The organism is Achromobacter pestifer (genome assembly GCF_902859625.1).
In the GTDB taxonomy this organism is placed as follows: Bacteria; Pseudomonadota; Gammaproteobacteria; order Burkholderiales; family Burkholderiaceae_B; genus Achromobacter; species Achromobacter pestifer.
In genome coordinates this window covers 527,097-541,615 of record NZ_CADIJX010000004.1, presented here as the reverse complement: position 1 = coordinate 541,615, position 14,519 = coordinate 527,097, and the positions used below count along the sequence as shown (strand labels likewise).

General features: G+C 61.7%; 13 protein-coding genes. 11 read left to right on the top strand and 2 right to left on the bottom strand.

The window, feature by feature from the left end; genetic code table 11:
• The first annotated feature begins 87 nt into the window (after positions 1-87).
• Positions 88-1,464 carry a ClcB-like voltage-gated chloride channel protein gene (locus HV753_RS18285; protein WP_175176033.1) on the top strand — a complete coding sequence of 459 codons (1,377 nt, stop codon included), beginning with the start codon at positions 88-90 and terminating at the stop codon, positions 1,462-1,464.
• Between the two features lie 33 nt (positions 1,465-1,497).
• On the opposite strand, the gene HV753_RS18280 is transcribed toward HV753_RS18285, so the two are convergent.
• Positions 1,498-1,950, bottom strand: a complete 453-nt coding sequence (locus HV753_RS18280) for a GNAT family N-acetyltransferase (RefSeq protein ID WP_175176031.1) — start codon at positions 1,948-1,950, stop codon at positions 1,498-1,500.
• Between the two features lie 8 nt (positions 1,951-1,958).
• Complete coding sequence (gene mnmE, locus HV753_RS18275; protein WP_175176030.1) at positions 1,959-3,311, bottom strand: tRNA uridine-5-carboxymethylaminomethyl(34) synthesis GTPase MnmE; 1,353 nt, start codon at positions 3,309-3,311, stop codon at positions 1,959-1,961.
• A gap of 115 nt (positions 3,312-3,426) precedes the next feature.
• On the opposite strand from mnmE, the gene HV753_RS18270 reads away from it, so the two are divergent.
• The 10 genes from HV753_RS18270 (at position 3,427) to HV753_RS18225 (ending at position 14,456) form a co-directional block, all read left to right on the top strand.
• Complete coding sequence (locus HV753_RS18270; RefSeq protein WP_175176027.1) at positions 3,427-5,013, top strand: ABC transporter substrate-binding protein; 1,587 nt, start codon at positions 3,427-3,429, stop codon at positions 5,011-5,013.
• Between the two features lie 22 nt (positions 5,014-5,035).
• The gene (locus HV753_RS18265) at positions 5,036-6,010 is read left to right on the top strand and encodes an ABC transporter permease (protein WP_175176025.1); all 975 of its coding nucleotides are present in this window, start codon (positions 5,036-5,038) and stop codon (positions 6,008-6,010) included.
• Positions 6,007-6,927: an ABC transporter permease gene (locus HV753_RS18260; RefSeq protein WP_175176023.1), complete on the top strand. Its 921-nt coding sequence runs from the start codon at positions 6,007-6,009 to the stop codon at positions 6,925-6,927. The genes HV753_RS18265 and HV753_RS18260 overlap by 4 nt, the downstream gene beginning before the upstream one ends.
• 11 nt (positions 6,928-6,938) lie before the next feature.
• Positions 6,939-7,949, top strand: coding sequence for an ABC transporter ATP-binding protein (locus HV753_RS18255; RefSeq protein ID WP_175176022.1), 1,011 nt, complete (start codon positions 6,939-6,941; stop codon positions 7,947-7,949).
• Positions 7,946-8,968, top strand: coding sequence for an ABC transporter ATP-binding protein (locus tag HV753_RS18250; RefSeq protein WP_175176019.1), 1,023 nt, complete (start codon positions 7,946-7,948; stop codon positions 8,966-8,968). Before HV753_RS18255 ends, HV753_RS18250 begins: the two co-directional genes overlap by 4 nt.
• 308 nt (positions 8,969-9,276) lie before the next feature.
• On the top strand, positions 9,277-10,476 hold the full coding sequence (locus tag HV753_RS18245) for a M20 aminoacylase family protein (protein WP_175176017.1): 1,200 nt from the start codon (positions 9,277-9,279) through the stop codon (positions 10,474-10,476).
• Between the two features lie 186 nt (positions 10,477-10,662).
• Positions 10,663-11,571, top strand: coding sequence for a TauD/TfdA dioxygenase family protein (locus HV753_RS18240; RefSeq protein WP_175176015.1), 909 nt, complete (start codon positions 10,663-10,665; stop codon positions 11,569-11,571).
• Between the two features lie 80 nt (positions 11,572-11,651).
• Positions 11,652-12,695 (top strand): ABC transporter substrate-binding protein, encoded by a 1,044-nt coding sequence (locus tag HV753_RS18235; protein WP_175176014.1) that lies wholly within the window; start codon positions 11,652-11,654, stop codon positions 12,693-12,695.
• 1 nt (position 12,696) lies between these two features.
• The gene (locus HV753_RS18230) at positions 12,697-13,539 is read left to right on the top strand and encodes an ABC transporter ATP-binding protein (RefSeq protein ID WP_175176012.1); all 843 of its coding nucleotides are present in this window, start codon (positions 12,697-12,699) and stop codon (positions 13,537-13,539) included.
• Between the two features lie 38 nt (positions 13,540-13,577).
• Positions 13,578-14,456: an ABC transporter permease gene (locus HV753_RS18225; protein ID WP_175176010.1), complete on the top strand. Its 879-nt coding sequence runs from the start codon at positions 13,578-13,580 to the stop codon at positions 14,454-14,456.
• Positions 14,457-14,519: the final 63 nt, after the last annotated feature.

The window sequence follows — 14,519 nt, the reverse complement described above, 5'->3', positions numbered from 1 at the left end:
AAAGTCGGGATTCGAGGGGGTACTTAGCCTTGTTTCTTGACAGGGGACTGAACAAAAAGTGAGCAACTTCCGCCGTAGAATCCAGCCATGGCTACAGAAATCAAAAGCAAGAAATTGGGTTGGCTGAACGGCGTCAGAGCTCGGTTGTTGGCCGACAATCTGCCCGCAACCTTGATCGCAGCGGCATTGATGGGCTTGTTCGGCGCACTGGCGACGGTGGTGTTCCGGGAGCTGCTTGGATGGATGCAAATGGTGCTGGGCGGAGAAGATTCGCCGCACGGCATGGTGTCGCTGGCTCGGGGCCTGGATCCTTGGCAACGCTTTTTGATGCCTGCCGTGGGGGGCGCAATCGCTGGCGTCATCCTTCAAATGGCCGCCCGGTGGCTGCCCAGACGGGGTGCCGCGGACTATATGGAGGCGATTTCCATTGGGCGGGGCGTCATTGGCTTTCGCCAGACCATCGCGCGCAGCCTGTCGTCCATTTTTTCCATAGGCTCGGGGGCGTCCATCGGCCGGGAAGGGCCAATGGTGCAACTGGCCGCCATGTTCTCATCACTGACGGGGCGATTCCTGCTGTTGCCCCCCCGTCATCTGCGGCTACTGGTGGCGTGCGGCGCCACGGCGGGGATCACGTCCGCCTACAACGCGCCGATAGCGGGGGCGCTGTTCATTTCGGAAATTGTCTACGGCGTGATGTCCTCGGCCACTTTGGTGCCGTTGGTGGTGTCTTCGGTCGTGGCCAATATCGTGACGCGCCAAATCCTGCATTACGACGCGGTGTTCCACATGCCGCGCTTTGAGTTCGTGTCCGGCTGGGAAGTCATCAATTACCTGGGATTGGGACTGATCGCCGGCGTCGCGGCACCGCAGTTTCTGCGGTTTCTGGACATGTCCCGCGCCGCGTTCTCGCGCTTGCCCTTTCCGTTGTGGATCAGGATGGCGCTGGGTGGACTGATTGTCGGCGGGCTGTCGGTGATCAACCCCGAGGTGTGGGGCAACGGCTACAGCGTGGTCAATAGCATGCTGCACACCCAATGGGCGTGGCAGGCGGTCGCTGCGATATTGCTGATGAAGATATTGGCCACGGCCGCCAGCGCCGGATCGGGCGCGGTGGGCGGCGTGTTCACCCCGACATTATTCGTGGGGGCGGCGCTTGGCGCCTTGTACGGTAGCGGTTTGCAGGCGGTGTTTCCTGCGGGCGATCTATCGGCGGTTTCCAGCTATGCGGTCGTGGGCATGGGGGCGCTGTTGGCGGCGACGACCCATGCACCCTTGATGTCGATTCTGATGATTTTCGAGATGACGTTGAGCTATGAGGTCATGTTGCCACTGATGCTGGCCTGCATTACCGGTTACGTGATCGCGCACCGTATTCGCCCGGAATCCGTGTATGCGAAGTCGCTGGCGAACAATCGCCGGGCGCAGCAGGTCATGGCAAAATCTCCGTTGAACAAAAGCGAGTGAATACTCGTATATTCATTCAAGAAGCGGTTCGGCTCAATCCAGGCGCTTTTGCATGAAAACGCGCCGCAGCCCTATTTCTTCAGCGCGGTGTGTTTCGACGAAACCGTATCGTGCGTAGATCGCAATGTTCTCGGTCATTTTCTCTTGCGTGTAAAGACGGATGCATCGACATTCCGCCTGACGCGCGGCGGTCTCGGAAAACTGCATCAGCACGCGCCCATATCCCTTGCCTTGAGACAAAGGAGAGACTGCGATGTTGTCCAGCAGCATGTAATCCCCTTCGGGGATCAGCACCAATACGCCGTGGATTGAATGCTGCTCCTGCAACACATACACGACGCCTTGCTCGACACGCGCGGCGTAATCGTCGCGCATGGGGCCTGGGGTGGCGCCGATGCGGGCGATGTACGGTGTATAGGCATCGGTGACGATGCGTTCAATGGCGGGAACGTCATCCGGGGTGGCCTGGCGTATCTGATGGGCCATGGCGTGCACTATTTCCCGATGCAGAAGCTGGAAAAAATCTCGCCCAGCAGATCGTCGCTGGTGAATTTTCCCGTGATGCTGGACAGACTGTCATGCGCCAGGCGCAATTCTTCCGCGAACAGATCCAGCACCCGGTCATCCTGGCCGGCGTGCTCAGCGGCAAGCGCCAAGTGTTCCGCGGCGTCTTGCAGGGCGTGCAGATGGCGTTCGCGCGCGAGCCAGGGCGATTCTGCGCCCGGGTTCCAGCCGGCGATATTAAGCAATTCCGCGCGCAGTGCATCCAGACCCGCACCGCGCTTGGCGGAAATGCCTAATTCATTTGGGGCCGGCACGAATGCTGTGGATAACAAGTCCACTTTGTTGAATACCTTCAGCACGGGCGTGCGCGGTGGCAGTCGCGCGGTGATCTGGGCATCCAGTTCGTCGCCGGGTTGTGTTGCGTCCTGCAAGTGCAGAATGACATCGGCGCGTTCGATTTCCTGCCAGGTGCGGGCAATGCCGATGCTCTCGACGGTATCCTCGGTTTCCCGTAGCCCGGCCGTGTCCACAATGTGCAGCGGCACGCCGTCGATATGGATTTCCTGCACCACTTTGTCGCGCGTCGTGCCCGCTATCGGGGTGACGATGGCGATGTCGTCACCGGCCAGCGCGTTCAGCAAACTGGATTTTCCGACGTTGGGCTGGCCGGCAAGCACGACGTGCAGGCCCTCGCGCAGGATGACGCCCTGGCGCGCTTGCGCAATCAGGTTGGACAGGTCGGCGGTCAGCGCATCCAGCGTCGGCCGGGCCTGATATTTCTCAAGGAAGTCGATCTCTTCTTCAGGGAAATCCAGCGTCGCTTCGACCAGCATGCGCAGGTGGATGATGCGGTCGGACAGATCGTTCACGCGGGCCGAGAACTCCCCCGACAAGGACGCCACGGCGCCCCGTGCGGCAGCTACTGACGAGGCTTCGATCAAGTCCGCCACGGCTTCGGCCTGGGCCAAGTCCATGCGGTCGTTCAAGAAGGCGCGGCGCGTGAATTCACCGGGTTCCGCCAGGCGCAGTCCGAGGTCGCGGCCGGCCGTCAGGCAACTGTCCAACACGCGGCGCAGCACGGCGGGGCCGCCGTGGCCTTGCAGTTCCAATACGTCTTCGCCGGTATAGGAATGGGGGGCGCGGAAGTAGATGGCGATGCCTTCGTCCAGCAGTTCTCCATCCACCGATTTAAATGGCAGGTAATGCGCGTGGCGCGGCGTGAGCTCACGCTGGAACAGGCGGCGCACCAACTCGGTCAGGTCCGCACCAGAAACGCGCACGACGCCGATGCCACCTCTTCCGGGGGCGGTGGCAATGGCGGCAATGGGGGAGTAAGCGGACATATTTGAACGGGGGAGAGGCGAGAACAATAGGGGAATATAACTGTTGCGCGGCTCCTTGTTTGCTGGTTAATGTGGCCCCGAGGTTCAAAACCCGAAACAACTCTGGGAGATCACGATGGCATCTCGGTTTTCGCGTGTCTTGGCCTGCGGCTCAGCCGCGGTGATGTTGGCCTTTGGCACATTCAGTTCCGCAATGGCTCGCGATCTGGTGATCGCCTTGAAGACCGAGCCCTCATCGATGGATCCGCAATATCACGCGCTGACGCCGAATACGCAGATCTCCCAAACCATTTTCGACACGTTGGTCGCGACCGACGCGCAATTGAAACCGCAGCCCGCGTTGGCGGAATCGTGGACCGTGGACGGCAAGCTCTGGACGTTCAAACTGCGTCCTGGCGTGAAGTTCTCTGACGGCACGCCGTTCACTGCCGACGACGTGGTGTTCACGTATGACCGCGTGCCCAAAGTACCCAACAGCCCCTCGCCCTTCACGCTGTATCTGGGTTCGGTGGCGAAGGTGGAAGCGGTTGATCCGATGACCGTTCGGGTCACCACCAAGGAAGTCGCGCCGAACCTGCTGGTGAACCTGGCGCAGTTGCCCATCATGTCGAAGAAGGCCGCCTCCGGCCCCGCGGCCGAAGGCAAGACGACCACCGAACTGAACAGCGGAGACGGGCTGGTGGGTACCGGCCCGTACAAGTTTGTGTCGTGGAAGCGCGGTGCGGAATTCGTGCTGGCTCGCAATGACAATTACTGGGGCAAGAAGCCTGAGTGGGACCGAGTGGTCTATCGTCCGATCAGCAATGCGGCCGCGCGCGTGGCGGCGCTCCTGGCCGGCGACGTGGACATGATCGAGGATCCCCCAACCGATGACTTGCCCAAGCTGAAGGGCGACAAGAAGCTCTTTGTCGAGGAAACGCCGTCGGTGCGTGTGGTGTATGTCGCGTTGGATCAGTATGCCGAGCCTTCACCCGGCATCCAGGGCACCGACAAGAATCCCATGAAGGACAAGCGCGTGCGCGAGGCATTGTCGCTTGCCCTCAACCGTGATGCGCTGGTGGAGCGCGTGATGGGCGGCGTGGCCTTGCCGGCTGGAAACTTGCTGCCCTACCCCATGTTCGGCTCCAGCAAGGAACATTCCAAGGCGCCGAAGGCTGATGTCGAAAAAGCCAAGGCGCTATTGAAGGATGCAGGCTATCCCAACGGCTTTTCGATCACCCTGGGTTCGCCGTCGGGCCGCTACGTGAACGATTCGAAGGTGGCGCAGGCCATCGCATCGATGTGGACGCGCATTGGCGTCAAGACCAGCGTGGACGCGATGGCGCCCCCGGTGTTCTTCAAGAACCGCGATAGCTATGCTTTTTCGGCCTATCTGGCGGGCTGGTCCGTGACCAGCGGCGAGATGTCCAACGCACTGACGTCGCTGCTGGTGACGCGCAACCCGGAAGCGGGCCTGGGCACCACCAACCGCAGCCGTTATTCCAACCCCAAGATGGATGAATTGGTGAAGGAAGCTTCGTCGACGATGGACGACGCCAAGCGTGCGGAGCTGCTTGCGAAGGCCAGCAACCTGGCCATGGACGATTTCGCCATGCTGCCGGTGCATTTCGAGCTGTCGGTCTGGGCAATGAAGAGCGACATCCGCTATCAAGGCCGTCCCGACCAAGTCACGCTTGCGCAGTTCGCAACCCTGAAGAAGTAACGCGCAACGCGGGCGGTTTCCAGTGCTGGCAACAATCGTAAGAAGGCTGCTGCAAACCATCGTCGTCATGCTTGTCATGTCGGCGTTGGTCTTTGCAGGCATCTACATGGTGGGCGATCCGGTGTCGATGCTGGCCAGCCCGGAAGCAACGGAGGCACAACGCGCCGCGATCAGCGCATCGCTGGGCCTGGACCAGCCGCTCTGGCGGCAGTATCTGATCTTCATGGGCCAGGCGGTGCGCGGAGATTTCGGCAACAGCTTCCTGACGGGCGAACCGGCCATGCATCTGATTCTGGAGCGCATGCCGGCCACCGTGGAGCTGGCCTGTGTGGCCATGCTGCTATCGGTGCTCATCGGTGTGCCGCTGGGCATTCTGGCGGGCTTGAAACCCAAGGCGCCGGGTTCTCGCGCCATCATGACGGGGTCGGTACTGGGATTTTCGCTGCCCAACTTCTGGGTTGGCCTGATGCTGATCATGGTGTTCGCCGTGATGCTGGGCTGGGTGCCGGCCGGCGGACGCGGCAAGACCGTCAGCATCGGTTCGCTGGAACTGAGCGTGTTGACCTTCAACGGCTGGCTGAGCCTGGCCTTGCCTGCGGCAACGATCGCGATCGCCAAATGCGCGATGATCATCCGCGTGACGCGGGCGGCCACGCGCGAAGCGCTGCCGATGGACTACATCAAGTTTGCGCGCGCAAAGGGCTTGTCGGAAAAGCGCGTGCTGGGCGTGCATCTGCTCAAGAACATCCTGATCCCCGTCGTAACGGTGGCTGGATTGGAGTTCGGCCAGGTGATGGCGTTCGCCGTGGTGACGGAAACCGTGTTTTCGTGGCCCGGCATGGGCAAGCTGCTGATCGATTCCATCATCAACCTGGATCGGCCGGTGGTGGTCGCGTATCTGCTCTTGATCGTTTTCTTCCTGGTCATGTTGAATCTGGTGGTGGACATCATCTACACGGTGCTGGACCCCCGAGTACGTTTGGATAGCCGCCGATGAACCCCAACGCTACCGTCTCCACTCCTGCCGCGGCGCCCAAGGAACAGACGCCCTGGCGGCGTTTCGTGTCGGACTTCTTCGCCAGCAAGTTGGCCACCTTGGGTCTGGTGATGCTGGTCGTGATTGTTGGCGCCGCGTTGTTGGCTCCGTGGATCGCACCGCAGAATCCCTATGACCTGGCGGTGTTGGACATCATGGATTCCAAGCTCAAGCCGGGCAGCGAAAGCGGCGACGGGTCCATGCATTATTGGTTGGGCACGGACGGCCAGGCGCGCGACCTCTTGTCGGCCATTCTCTACGGCATGCGCACCAGCCTGCTGGTGGCAGTGGTATCGGTGCTGGCCGCCTTTGGCATTGGCGCCACCGTGGGGCTGATCGCTGCCTATTTCGGCGGACGCATCGATGCCTTGCTGATGCGGATTGTGGATATCCAGTTGTCGTTTCCCGCCATTCTCGTCGCCCTGATGCTGCTGGCGATTCTTGGCAAGGGTGTGGATAAGGTGATCATCGCCTTGATTGTCGTGCAGTGGGCCTACTTTGCCCGGGCGGCGCGCGGCGCGGCGCTGGTGGAGCGCGGCAAGGAATACGTGGAGGCCGCGCGCTGCATGTCCCTGTCATGGGGGCGCGTGCTGTTCCGCCATGTGCTGCCCAACTGCATGCCGCCGCTGATCGTGATCGCCACGATCGACCTGGCGCATGCCATCGCCCTGGAAGCCACGTTGTCATTCCTGGGGGTGGGCGTGCCGGTGACGGAACCGTCATTGGGCATGCTGATCTACAACGGTTTCGAGTACTTGTTGTCGGGGCAGTACTGGATTTCGTTCTTCCCTGGCATTGCGCTGGCGCTGGCCATCATCGCCATCAATCTGGTGGGCGACCATCTGCGCGACGTGCTCAACCCGCGCCACGCGAACTGAGGGTGGACGCGATGCAAACACAAGCTGTGGACAAGTCGCTGGCACCGCCCCCGCCCATTCTTGAGGTGCAGGGACTGAAGACGCACTTCTTCACGCGAAACGGTGTGGTCAAGGCGGTGGACGGTGTGGACCTGACGCTGGCCGAGGGCGAGATTCTTGGGCTGGTGGGGGAATCAGGCTCTGGAAAGAGCATCACCGGCTTTTCGTTGATGGGATTGCTGGATGAGCCTGGCCGCATCGTGGATGGGCAATTGCATTTGAACGGCGAAGACTTGCGCGGCGCCTCTCCGGCGCGCTGGCGTCAGCTGCGGGGCCAGGAGATCGCGATGATCTTCCAGGATCCGATGATGACCCTGAATCCGGTGCTGCGCGTGGATACGCAGATGATCGAAGCCGTGCAAGCGCATCGCAAGGTATCGCGTGAACAAGCGCGTGAGCGCGCTTTGCAGACACTGACGATGGTGGGCATCCCATCGCCGCAGGAGCGCTTGCGCACCTATCCGCACCAACTGTCGGGCGGCATGCGCCAGCGCGTGGCTATTGCCATTGCGCTGTTGAATTCCCCGCGCATGATCATCGCGGATGAACCCACGACGGCGCTGGATGTGACGATCCAGGGACAAATTCTCTTCGAGGTGCAAAAGCTGTGCCGCGAGACCGGCACGGGCTTGATCTGGATCACGCATGATCTGGCGGTGGTGGCCGGGCTGGCTGACCGCGTGTCGGTGATGTATGCGGGCCGAGTGGTGGAAACCGGCAGTACGAGCGACGTGATCAGCCACCCCATGCACCCGTATACGCATGGGTTGATTGCGTCGATTCCGACGCCTGAATCGCGTGGCAGGCCGTTGGTGCCGATTCCGGGCATGACGCCCTCGCTTTTGAATCTGCCGCAAGGCTGTGCGTTCCGCGGGCGTTGCCCGCGTGCGACCGACGCCTGTCTGATCGAACCGCAGCCCGTGGAAGTTCGCCCGGCGCAATGGGTGCGCTGCTGGCATGCCGGAGACCCAGACCTCAAATGAGCGCAGCAGAACGCGACGGCGGCGTCGCCCCCATCCTGTCCCTGAGCGGTGTGGAACTGCGCTTTGTGCAGCCTGTGGACCTGGCCGGGCGCATTGCGAACCTGCTGGGCGCGGGATTGAAGACGCAGGTGGTGCACGCGGTGGGCGGGGTGGACCTGGACGTTCAACGCGGCGAAGTCATCGGCATCGTGGGCGAGTCAGGCTGCGGAAAATCCACATTGGGCCGCATCGTGTCCGGCATCCTGCCGCCCTCTTCCGGCGACGTGCATTATCAAGGCAAGGCCGTGAAGGCCATGACAGGCACCGAGCGGCGCGCGTACGAACTGGGTGTGCAGATGATCTTCCAGGATCCGTATGCATCGCTCAATCCGCGCATGCGCGTGCGCGAGATCATCGGCGAGGCGCCGGTGGCGCATGGCCTGATCCGTTCGCGTGACAAGGCGGAATACGTGGCGGGGTTGATGCGGCAAGTCGGGCTGGATCCTACGTTTGCACAGCGTTATCCGCACCAGTTCTCGGGCGGTCAGCGACAGCGCATAGGCATCGCGCGGGCACTGGCCCTGAAGCCGTCGGTGATTGTCTGCGACGAGGCCGTGGCCGCGCTGGACGTGTCCATTCAGGCGCAGGTGTTGAACCTGTTCGAGCAACTGCGTGATGACCTGGATCTGACGTATCTGTTCATCAGCCACAACCTGAGCGTGGTGAGCCATATCTCGGATCGCGTGGCCATCATGTATCTGGGGCGGGTGGTGGAACTTGCGCCGACCGATACGGTGTTCCAACGCGCCAACCATCCGTATACGCAGGCGTTGCTGAAGGAATTGCCGACGCTGACGCCTGGGCGCCGTACCTATCAGCCAATCAAGGGTGAGCTACCGTCGCCGCTGGATCCGCCCAGTGGGTGCGCGTTTCATCCGCGTTGTCCCCAGGCCATGGCGCGTTGCTCGGTGGAACGGCCCTTGCTGCGGGAAATCGCACCGGGGCAGTTCAGTGCTTGCCATTTGAACGACATGAGCTGAAGCCTTGTATTCAGGGCGTCGCACTGGACGTAGGATGGGTGAAGCGCGAGAATGTCCAGATAAGAGCGCGGACATTGAACGCGCGCAACCCATCAAGCAACCGGCTAGTTCTTTTGCGGATCAGCCATGTCTCCAGCGTTGTTTGATGGGTTGCGCGCGGTTCGCATTGCTTTGCTTTTGACGGCTTTCTCGCGCTTCACCCCTCCTACATCTATCCCACACCCCTCCCATATCAATCCCACATCTATCCCACACCCATCCTACGGATTTACGATTCGCCCACCGAATTCTTCCTATTCCATAACGCCATGAAAACCATTGCCGAAATCGAACGTGCGCATCCCGAGCTGACCGCGTTGCGCCGGGATATCCACGCCCATCCCGAACTTGCTTTTCAGGAAACGCGCACCTCCAACCTTGTGGCCGAACGGCTGCGTGAATGGGGACTGGAAGTGCACACGGGCTTGGGAAAAACGGGTGTGGTGGGCGTGTTGCGCGCAGGCAGTGGCGGCAAGACGGTGGGTCTGCGCGCCGACATGGATGCCTTGCCGATGCCTGAGCACAACCGCTTTGCGCACAAGTCCACCATCAGTGGCCGCATGCACGGCTGCGGCCATGATGGTCATACCGCCATGCTGCTGGGGGCGGCGCAGTATCTGTCCACGCACCGCAACTTCGATGGCACCGTCGTGTTCATCTTTCAGCCGGCGGAAGAAGGCGGCAATGCGGGTGCGCGCGCCATGATGCAAGATGGCTTGTTCGACAAATTTCCGTGCGACGCCGTGTTTGGCATCCACAACATGCCCGGCATGCCGGTCAACCAGTTCGGCTTTCGTGCGGGTCCGACCATGGCGTCGAGCAACCGCTGGGACATTGTCATCAAGGGCGTGGGCGGGCACGCGGCGCAGCCGCATGCCTCGGTCGATCCGATCATTGTTGCGGCCGACATGGTGCATGCTTTGCAGACGGTGATTTCACGCAGCAAGAACCCGTTGGAACAGGCGGTGCTGTCGATCACGCAGATTCACGCCGGTGATGCCTACAACGTGATTCCGGGCGAAGCCGTGCTGCGCGGCACCGTGCGCACCTACTCCGTGGACACGCTGGACAAGATCGAGGCCGACATGCGGCGCATTGCCACCACCTTGCCGCAGGTCTACGGCGGCACGGGTGAACTGGACTTCGTGCGTGCCTACCCGCCGCTGGTCAATTGGGAGAAGGAAACCGCCTTCGCGGCCAAGGTGGCGGAAGACGCATTCGGCGCCGAAAACGTGCTGCGCGACATGCCGCCCTTCATGGGTGCGGAAGACTTTTCCTTCTTCCTGGAAGCGATTCCAGGCACGTATCTGTTCCTGGGCAACGGCGATGGCGATCACCGCATGGAAAGCTATCACGGCATGGGACCATGTCAGTTGCACAACCCGAACTACGATTTCAATGACGCCTTGCTGCCAGTGGGGGCGACGTACTGGGTGAAGTTGGTAGAGGCCTACCTGCCGGCGGCCTGAGCCCCGCCAAACACCGATACGCTATTTGCTTATAGGCGTTTTGCATGAAGCCGCGAGGGTTCCCCCCGCGGCTTTTCTATATGACGTGAAGCTTTGATCAAACGCCGATATCTTCGTTTGAGATACAAGGCGAGGTTTCCATAATGGATCGTTCCAGCCATGCCGCAAGGCGAATCGGAGCGATCGATGTCCCAGAGCAACGCCTTGCGGCGCGAAGTAGACGCCGCCCCCGCCGCCCAGGCGCAGTCGTTTGACGTGCGTGCCCTGCCCGGTCCGGTGGGCGCCGAAATCATCGGCCTGGACCTGTCCCGTGACTTGGCGCCTGCCGATTTCGCGCGAGTGCACCAAGCGCATCTGGACCATCATTTGCTGGTCTTTCGCGACCAGCGGATCACGCCGCAACAACACATCGATTTCAGCCGCCGCTTTGGCCGCCTGATGGTCCATGTGTTGCATCAATTCCATCTGGCGGGCCACCCCGAGATCCTCATCGTCTCCAACATCGTGGAAGACGGCAAGCCGATCGGCCTGGGTGACGCCGGCAAGTATTGGCATTCGGATATCTCATACAAGGAACTGCCCAGCCTGGGTTCGCTCTTGCACGCGCAGGAATTGCCGTCGGAAGGCGGTGACACCTTGTTCGCGGACATGCATCTGGCTTACGACACACTGCCGGCCGCATTGCGCAATGCGATCGAAGGAAAGCGCGCCGTGCACTCGTATCTGGCGCAGTACGGACAGTTGCAGAAGGAAGGCAACTGGCGGCCCAACCTGAGCGCCCAGCAAATCGCGCAGGTGCAGGAAGTGGTGCATCCCGTGGTGCGCACGCATCCCGAGAACGGCCGCCGCGCCCTGTTTGTCTCCGAAGGCTTTACGACCCGCATCGTGGATGTGCCGGAAGACGAAAGCCGCGCCTTGCTAGCCGAATTGTTTGCGCACAGCATCCGCGCCGAACACATCTACCGCCACTACTGGCAGCCGCATGATCTGGTGTTCTGGGACAACCGCTCGCTGATCCATCTGGCGGGAGGCACGCCGGATCATCTGCGTCGCAAGCTGTTCCGCACGACCATCGAAGGCGATACGCCCAGGTAATACGTCCCGGCAATACGCGCGGGTAGGACGCCCTTGCCGAGCGCCCGTTGAAGACCAAGCACTTATCCACAAGGAACACCATGCGTTTGTCATCCGCACTTCGGGACCGTTTGGCCCAAACCGCCACTGGCGCCGCTTTGGCGCTGATATTGGCGGTGCTAGCACTGGCCTCGCCGACACCGGCCATGGCCGAAGGGCGCATCCGCATCGCCGAGCAATATGGCATCGTGTATCTGTTGCTGAACGTGGCGCGCGATCAGCAACTGATCGAAAAGCACGGCAAGGCCGAAGGTGTGGATATCTCGGTTGAATGGGCAAAGCTGTCGGGCGGCTCGGCCGTGAATGACGCGCTGTTGTCCGGGGCGGTGGATATTGCGGGCGCCGGCGTCGGGCCGCTGTTGACCATTTGGGACCGCACCCACGGCAAGCAGAACGTGAAAGGCGTGGCTTCGCTGGGCAACTTTCCCTACTACCTGGTCACGAATAATCCCAACGTGAAGTCGATTGCGGATTTCACCGACAAGGACCGCATCGCGGTGCCGGCCGTGGGCGTATCCGTACAGTCGCGGGTGCTGCAACTGGCGTCCGCCAAGCTGTGGGGTGACGCGCAGTTCAACAAGCTGGACAAGATATCGGTGGCGTTGCCGCATCCGGACGCGGCCGCGGCGATCATCGCTGGCGGCACGGAAATCACGGGCCATTTCGGCAATCCCCCGTTCCAGGAGCAGGAGCTGGCCGAGAACCCCAAGGCCCGCATCGTGCTGAATTCCTATGACGTGCTGGGTGGCCCCAGTTCGTCCACCGTGTTGTTCGCCACCGAGAAATTCCGCAAGGAAAATCCGAAGACGTACAAGGCGTTCCAGGAAGCGCTCAAGGAAGCTGCGGCATTTGCCGCCGCGAATCCGGAGAAGGCGGCGGATACGTATTTGCGCGTCACTGGCGCCAAGCAGGACCGCGATTTCCTGATCAAGGTGATCAAGAACCCCGATGTGCAATTCAAACTTGAGCCGCAGAACACCTTTGCGCTGGCCGAGTTCATGCACAAGGTGGGCGCCATCAAGAACGCGCCGGCCAGCTGGCGCGACTACTTCTTCGATGACGCGCTGACGGCGCAAGGCAGCTGAGATGTCGGTGATCGCCGCCAAGCCTGTGGATAACGTTGCAAAGCGGGCTCCTTTGCTAGCTGTGGATAAGGTGTCGATCGAATATAAGACGAGCGAAAGACGGGTTCGAGCGACGCATCAAGTCAGTTTCGAGGTGCATGGCGCTGACCGCTTCATCCTGTTGGGACCGTCCGGCTGCGGCAAATCCACCTTGCTCAAGGCCGTGGCCGGTTTCATTGAGCCGACGGAAGGACGCATTGCGCTTGATGGTGAGACCGTGACGGGGCCGGGGCCGGATCGCATCGTCGTGTTTCAGGAATTCGACCAGTTGCCGCCGTGGAAAACGCTGCGGCAGAACGTCGCGTTTCCGCTGTTGGCGTCGCGCAAGCTCTCGCGCCCCGAAGCGGATGAACGCGCCATGCATTACCTGGACAAGGTTGGGCTGGCGGCGTTTGCCGACGCCTACCCGCATACCTTGTCCGGCGGCATGAAGCAGCGCGTGGCGATCGCGCGCGCACTGGCCATGCAGCCGCGTGTGCTACTGATGGATGAACCATTCGCCGCTTTGGATGCACTGACGCGGCGCCGCATGCAGGAAGAGTTGATGGCGTTGTGGGAGGAGGTGCGCTTCACCTTGTTGTTCGTGACGCACTCCATTGAAGAGGCACTGGTGCTGGGTAGCCGCGTGCTGCTGCTGTCCCCGCACCCCGGCCGCGTGCGCGCCGAACTGAATGCGCATGCCTTCGGCTTGCACAGCCAGGGTTCAGCGGGCTTTCAATCGGCCGCCAAGCGCATTCACGATCTGTTGTTTGAATCGCCCGTGCCGTCGTCCGAACCCGCGCAGGCCGAACGCGCGGCGGCTTGAGGATATCCCGATGCGTTTTGTCCGATGAGTCCATCCCCATGAGCAGCACCCACGCCGCAACGCCCCCCATCCGTCCCGAAGTGGAATATGACCTGCCGCCCTTGCCCGCCCAGGCGGCTGAAACGCCGCTGCCATGGCACGAACGGCTTTGGCAGCACGCCAGCCTGCGCAAGCTCGTGATCCTGGCGCTGTTGGCGGCGTTGTGGGAGTTGGCGGCGCGCTACACGGACAACGACCTGCTGCTGCCGGGCGCCTGGCAAACGGCGCAGGCCTTTGTGCAAGGCATCGCCGATGGCGAATTGCCGGCGCGCGCGGGGCAATCGCTGCGTGTACTGGTGCAGGGATATCTGGCGGGCGTGGTGCTGGCGTTCGTGCTGACCACGCTGGCGGTGTCCACCCGCTTCGGGCGCGATCTGTTGTCAACGCTGACGGCGATGTTCAACCCGCTGCCTGCCATCGCGCTGCTGCCGCTGGCTTTGCTGTGGTTCGGGTTGGGCGAAGGCAGCCTGGTGTTCGTGCTGATCCACTCCGTGCTGTGGGCACTGGCGCTGAATATGTATGCGGGCTTTCTGGGGGTGTCGGAAACCCTGCGCATGGCAGGCCGCAACTATGGGCTGACGGGCCTGCGCTACGTGTTGCAGATCCTGGTGCCGGCCGCGTTGCCGGCCATCCTGGCGGGCTTGAAGATTGGCTGGGCATTTGCGTGGCGCACGCTGATCGCGGCCGAACTGGTGTTCGGCGCCTCCAGCGGCAAGGGCGGACTGGGTTGGTACATCTTCCAGAACCGCAACGAGTTATACACAGATCGGGTGTTCGCGGGCTTGGCCGCGGTGGTCATCATCGGCCTGCTTGTGGAAAACCTGGGATTCGACACCTTGGAGCGTTTGACGGTCCGGCGTTGGGGCATGCAGCGCTAGCCGGCCTGTTATCCACAGGAAGAAAAGGGGCGGTCCCGTGAACGGGACCGCCCCTTGTCATTG

Coding starts and splice junctions, on each gene's coding strand:
- mnmE (WP_175176030.1), bottom strand. CDS start 3,311: ATGTCCGCTTACTCCCCCATTGCCGCCATTGCCACCGCCCCCGGAAGA.
- HV753_RS18240 (WP_175176015.1), top strand. CDS start 10,663: ATGTCCCAGAGCAACGCCTTGCGGCGCGAAGTAGACGCCGCCCCCGCC.
- HV753_RS18250 (WP_175176019.1), top strand. CDS start 7,946: ATGAGCGCAGCAGAACGCGACGGCGGCGTCGCCCCCATCCTGTCCCTG.
- HV753_RS18230 (WP_175176012.1), top strand. CDS start 12,697: ATGTCGGTGATCGCCGCCAAGCCTGTGGATAACGTTGCAAAGCGGGCT.
- HV753_RS18280 (WP_175176031.1), bottom strand. CDS start 1,950: ATGGCCCATCAGATACGCCAGGCCACCCCGGATGACGTTCCCGCCATT.
- HV753_RS18285 (WP_175176033.1), top strand. CDS start 88: ATGGCTACAGAAATCAAAAGCAAGAAATTGGGTTGGCTGAACGGCGTC.
- HV753_RS18260 (WP_175176023.1), top strand. CDS start 6,007: ATGAACCCCAACGCTACCGTCTCCACTCCTGCCGCGGCGCCCAAGGAA.
- HV753_RS18255 (WP_175176022.1), top strand. CDS start 6,939: ATGCAAACACAAGCTGTGGACAAGTCGCTGGCACCGCCCCCGCCCATT.
- HV753_RS18225 (WP_175176010.1), top strand. CDS start 13,578: ATGAGCAGCACCCACGCCGCAACGCCCCCCATCCGTCCCGAAGTGGAA.
- HV753_RS18235 (WP_175176014.1), top strand. CDS start 11,652: ATGCGTTTGTCATCCGCACTTCGGGACCGTTTGGCCCAAACCGCCACT.
- HV753_RS18245 (WP_175176017.1), top strand. CDS start 9,277: ATGAAAACCATTGCCGAAATCGAACGTGCGCATCCCGAGCTGACCGCG.
- HV753_RS18270 (WP_175176027.1), top strand. CDS start 3,427: ATGGCATCTCGGTTTTCGCGTGTCTTGGCCTGCGGCTCAGCCGCGGTG.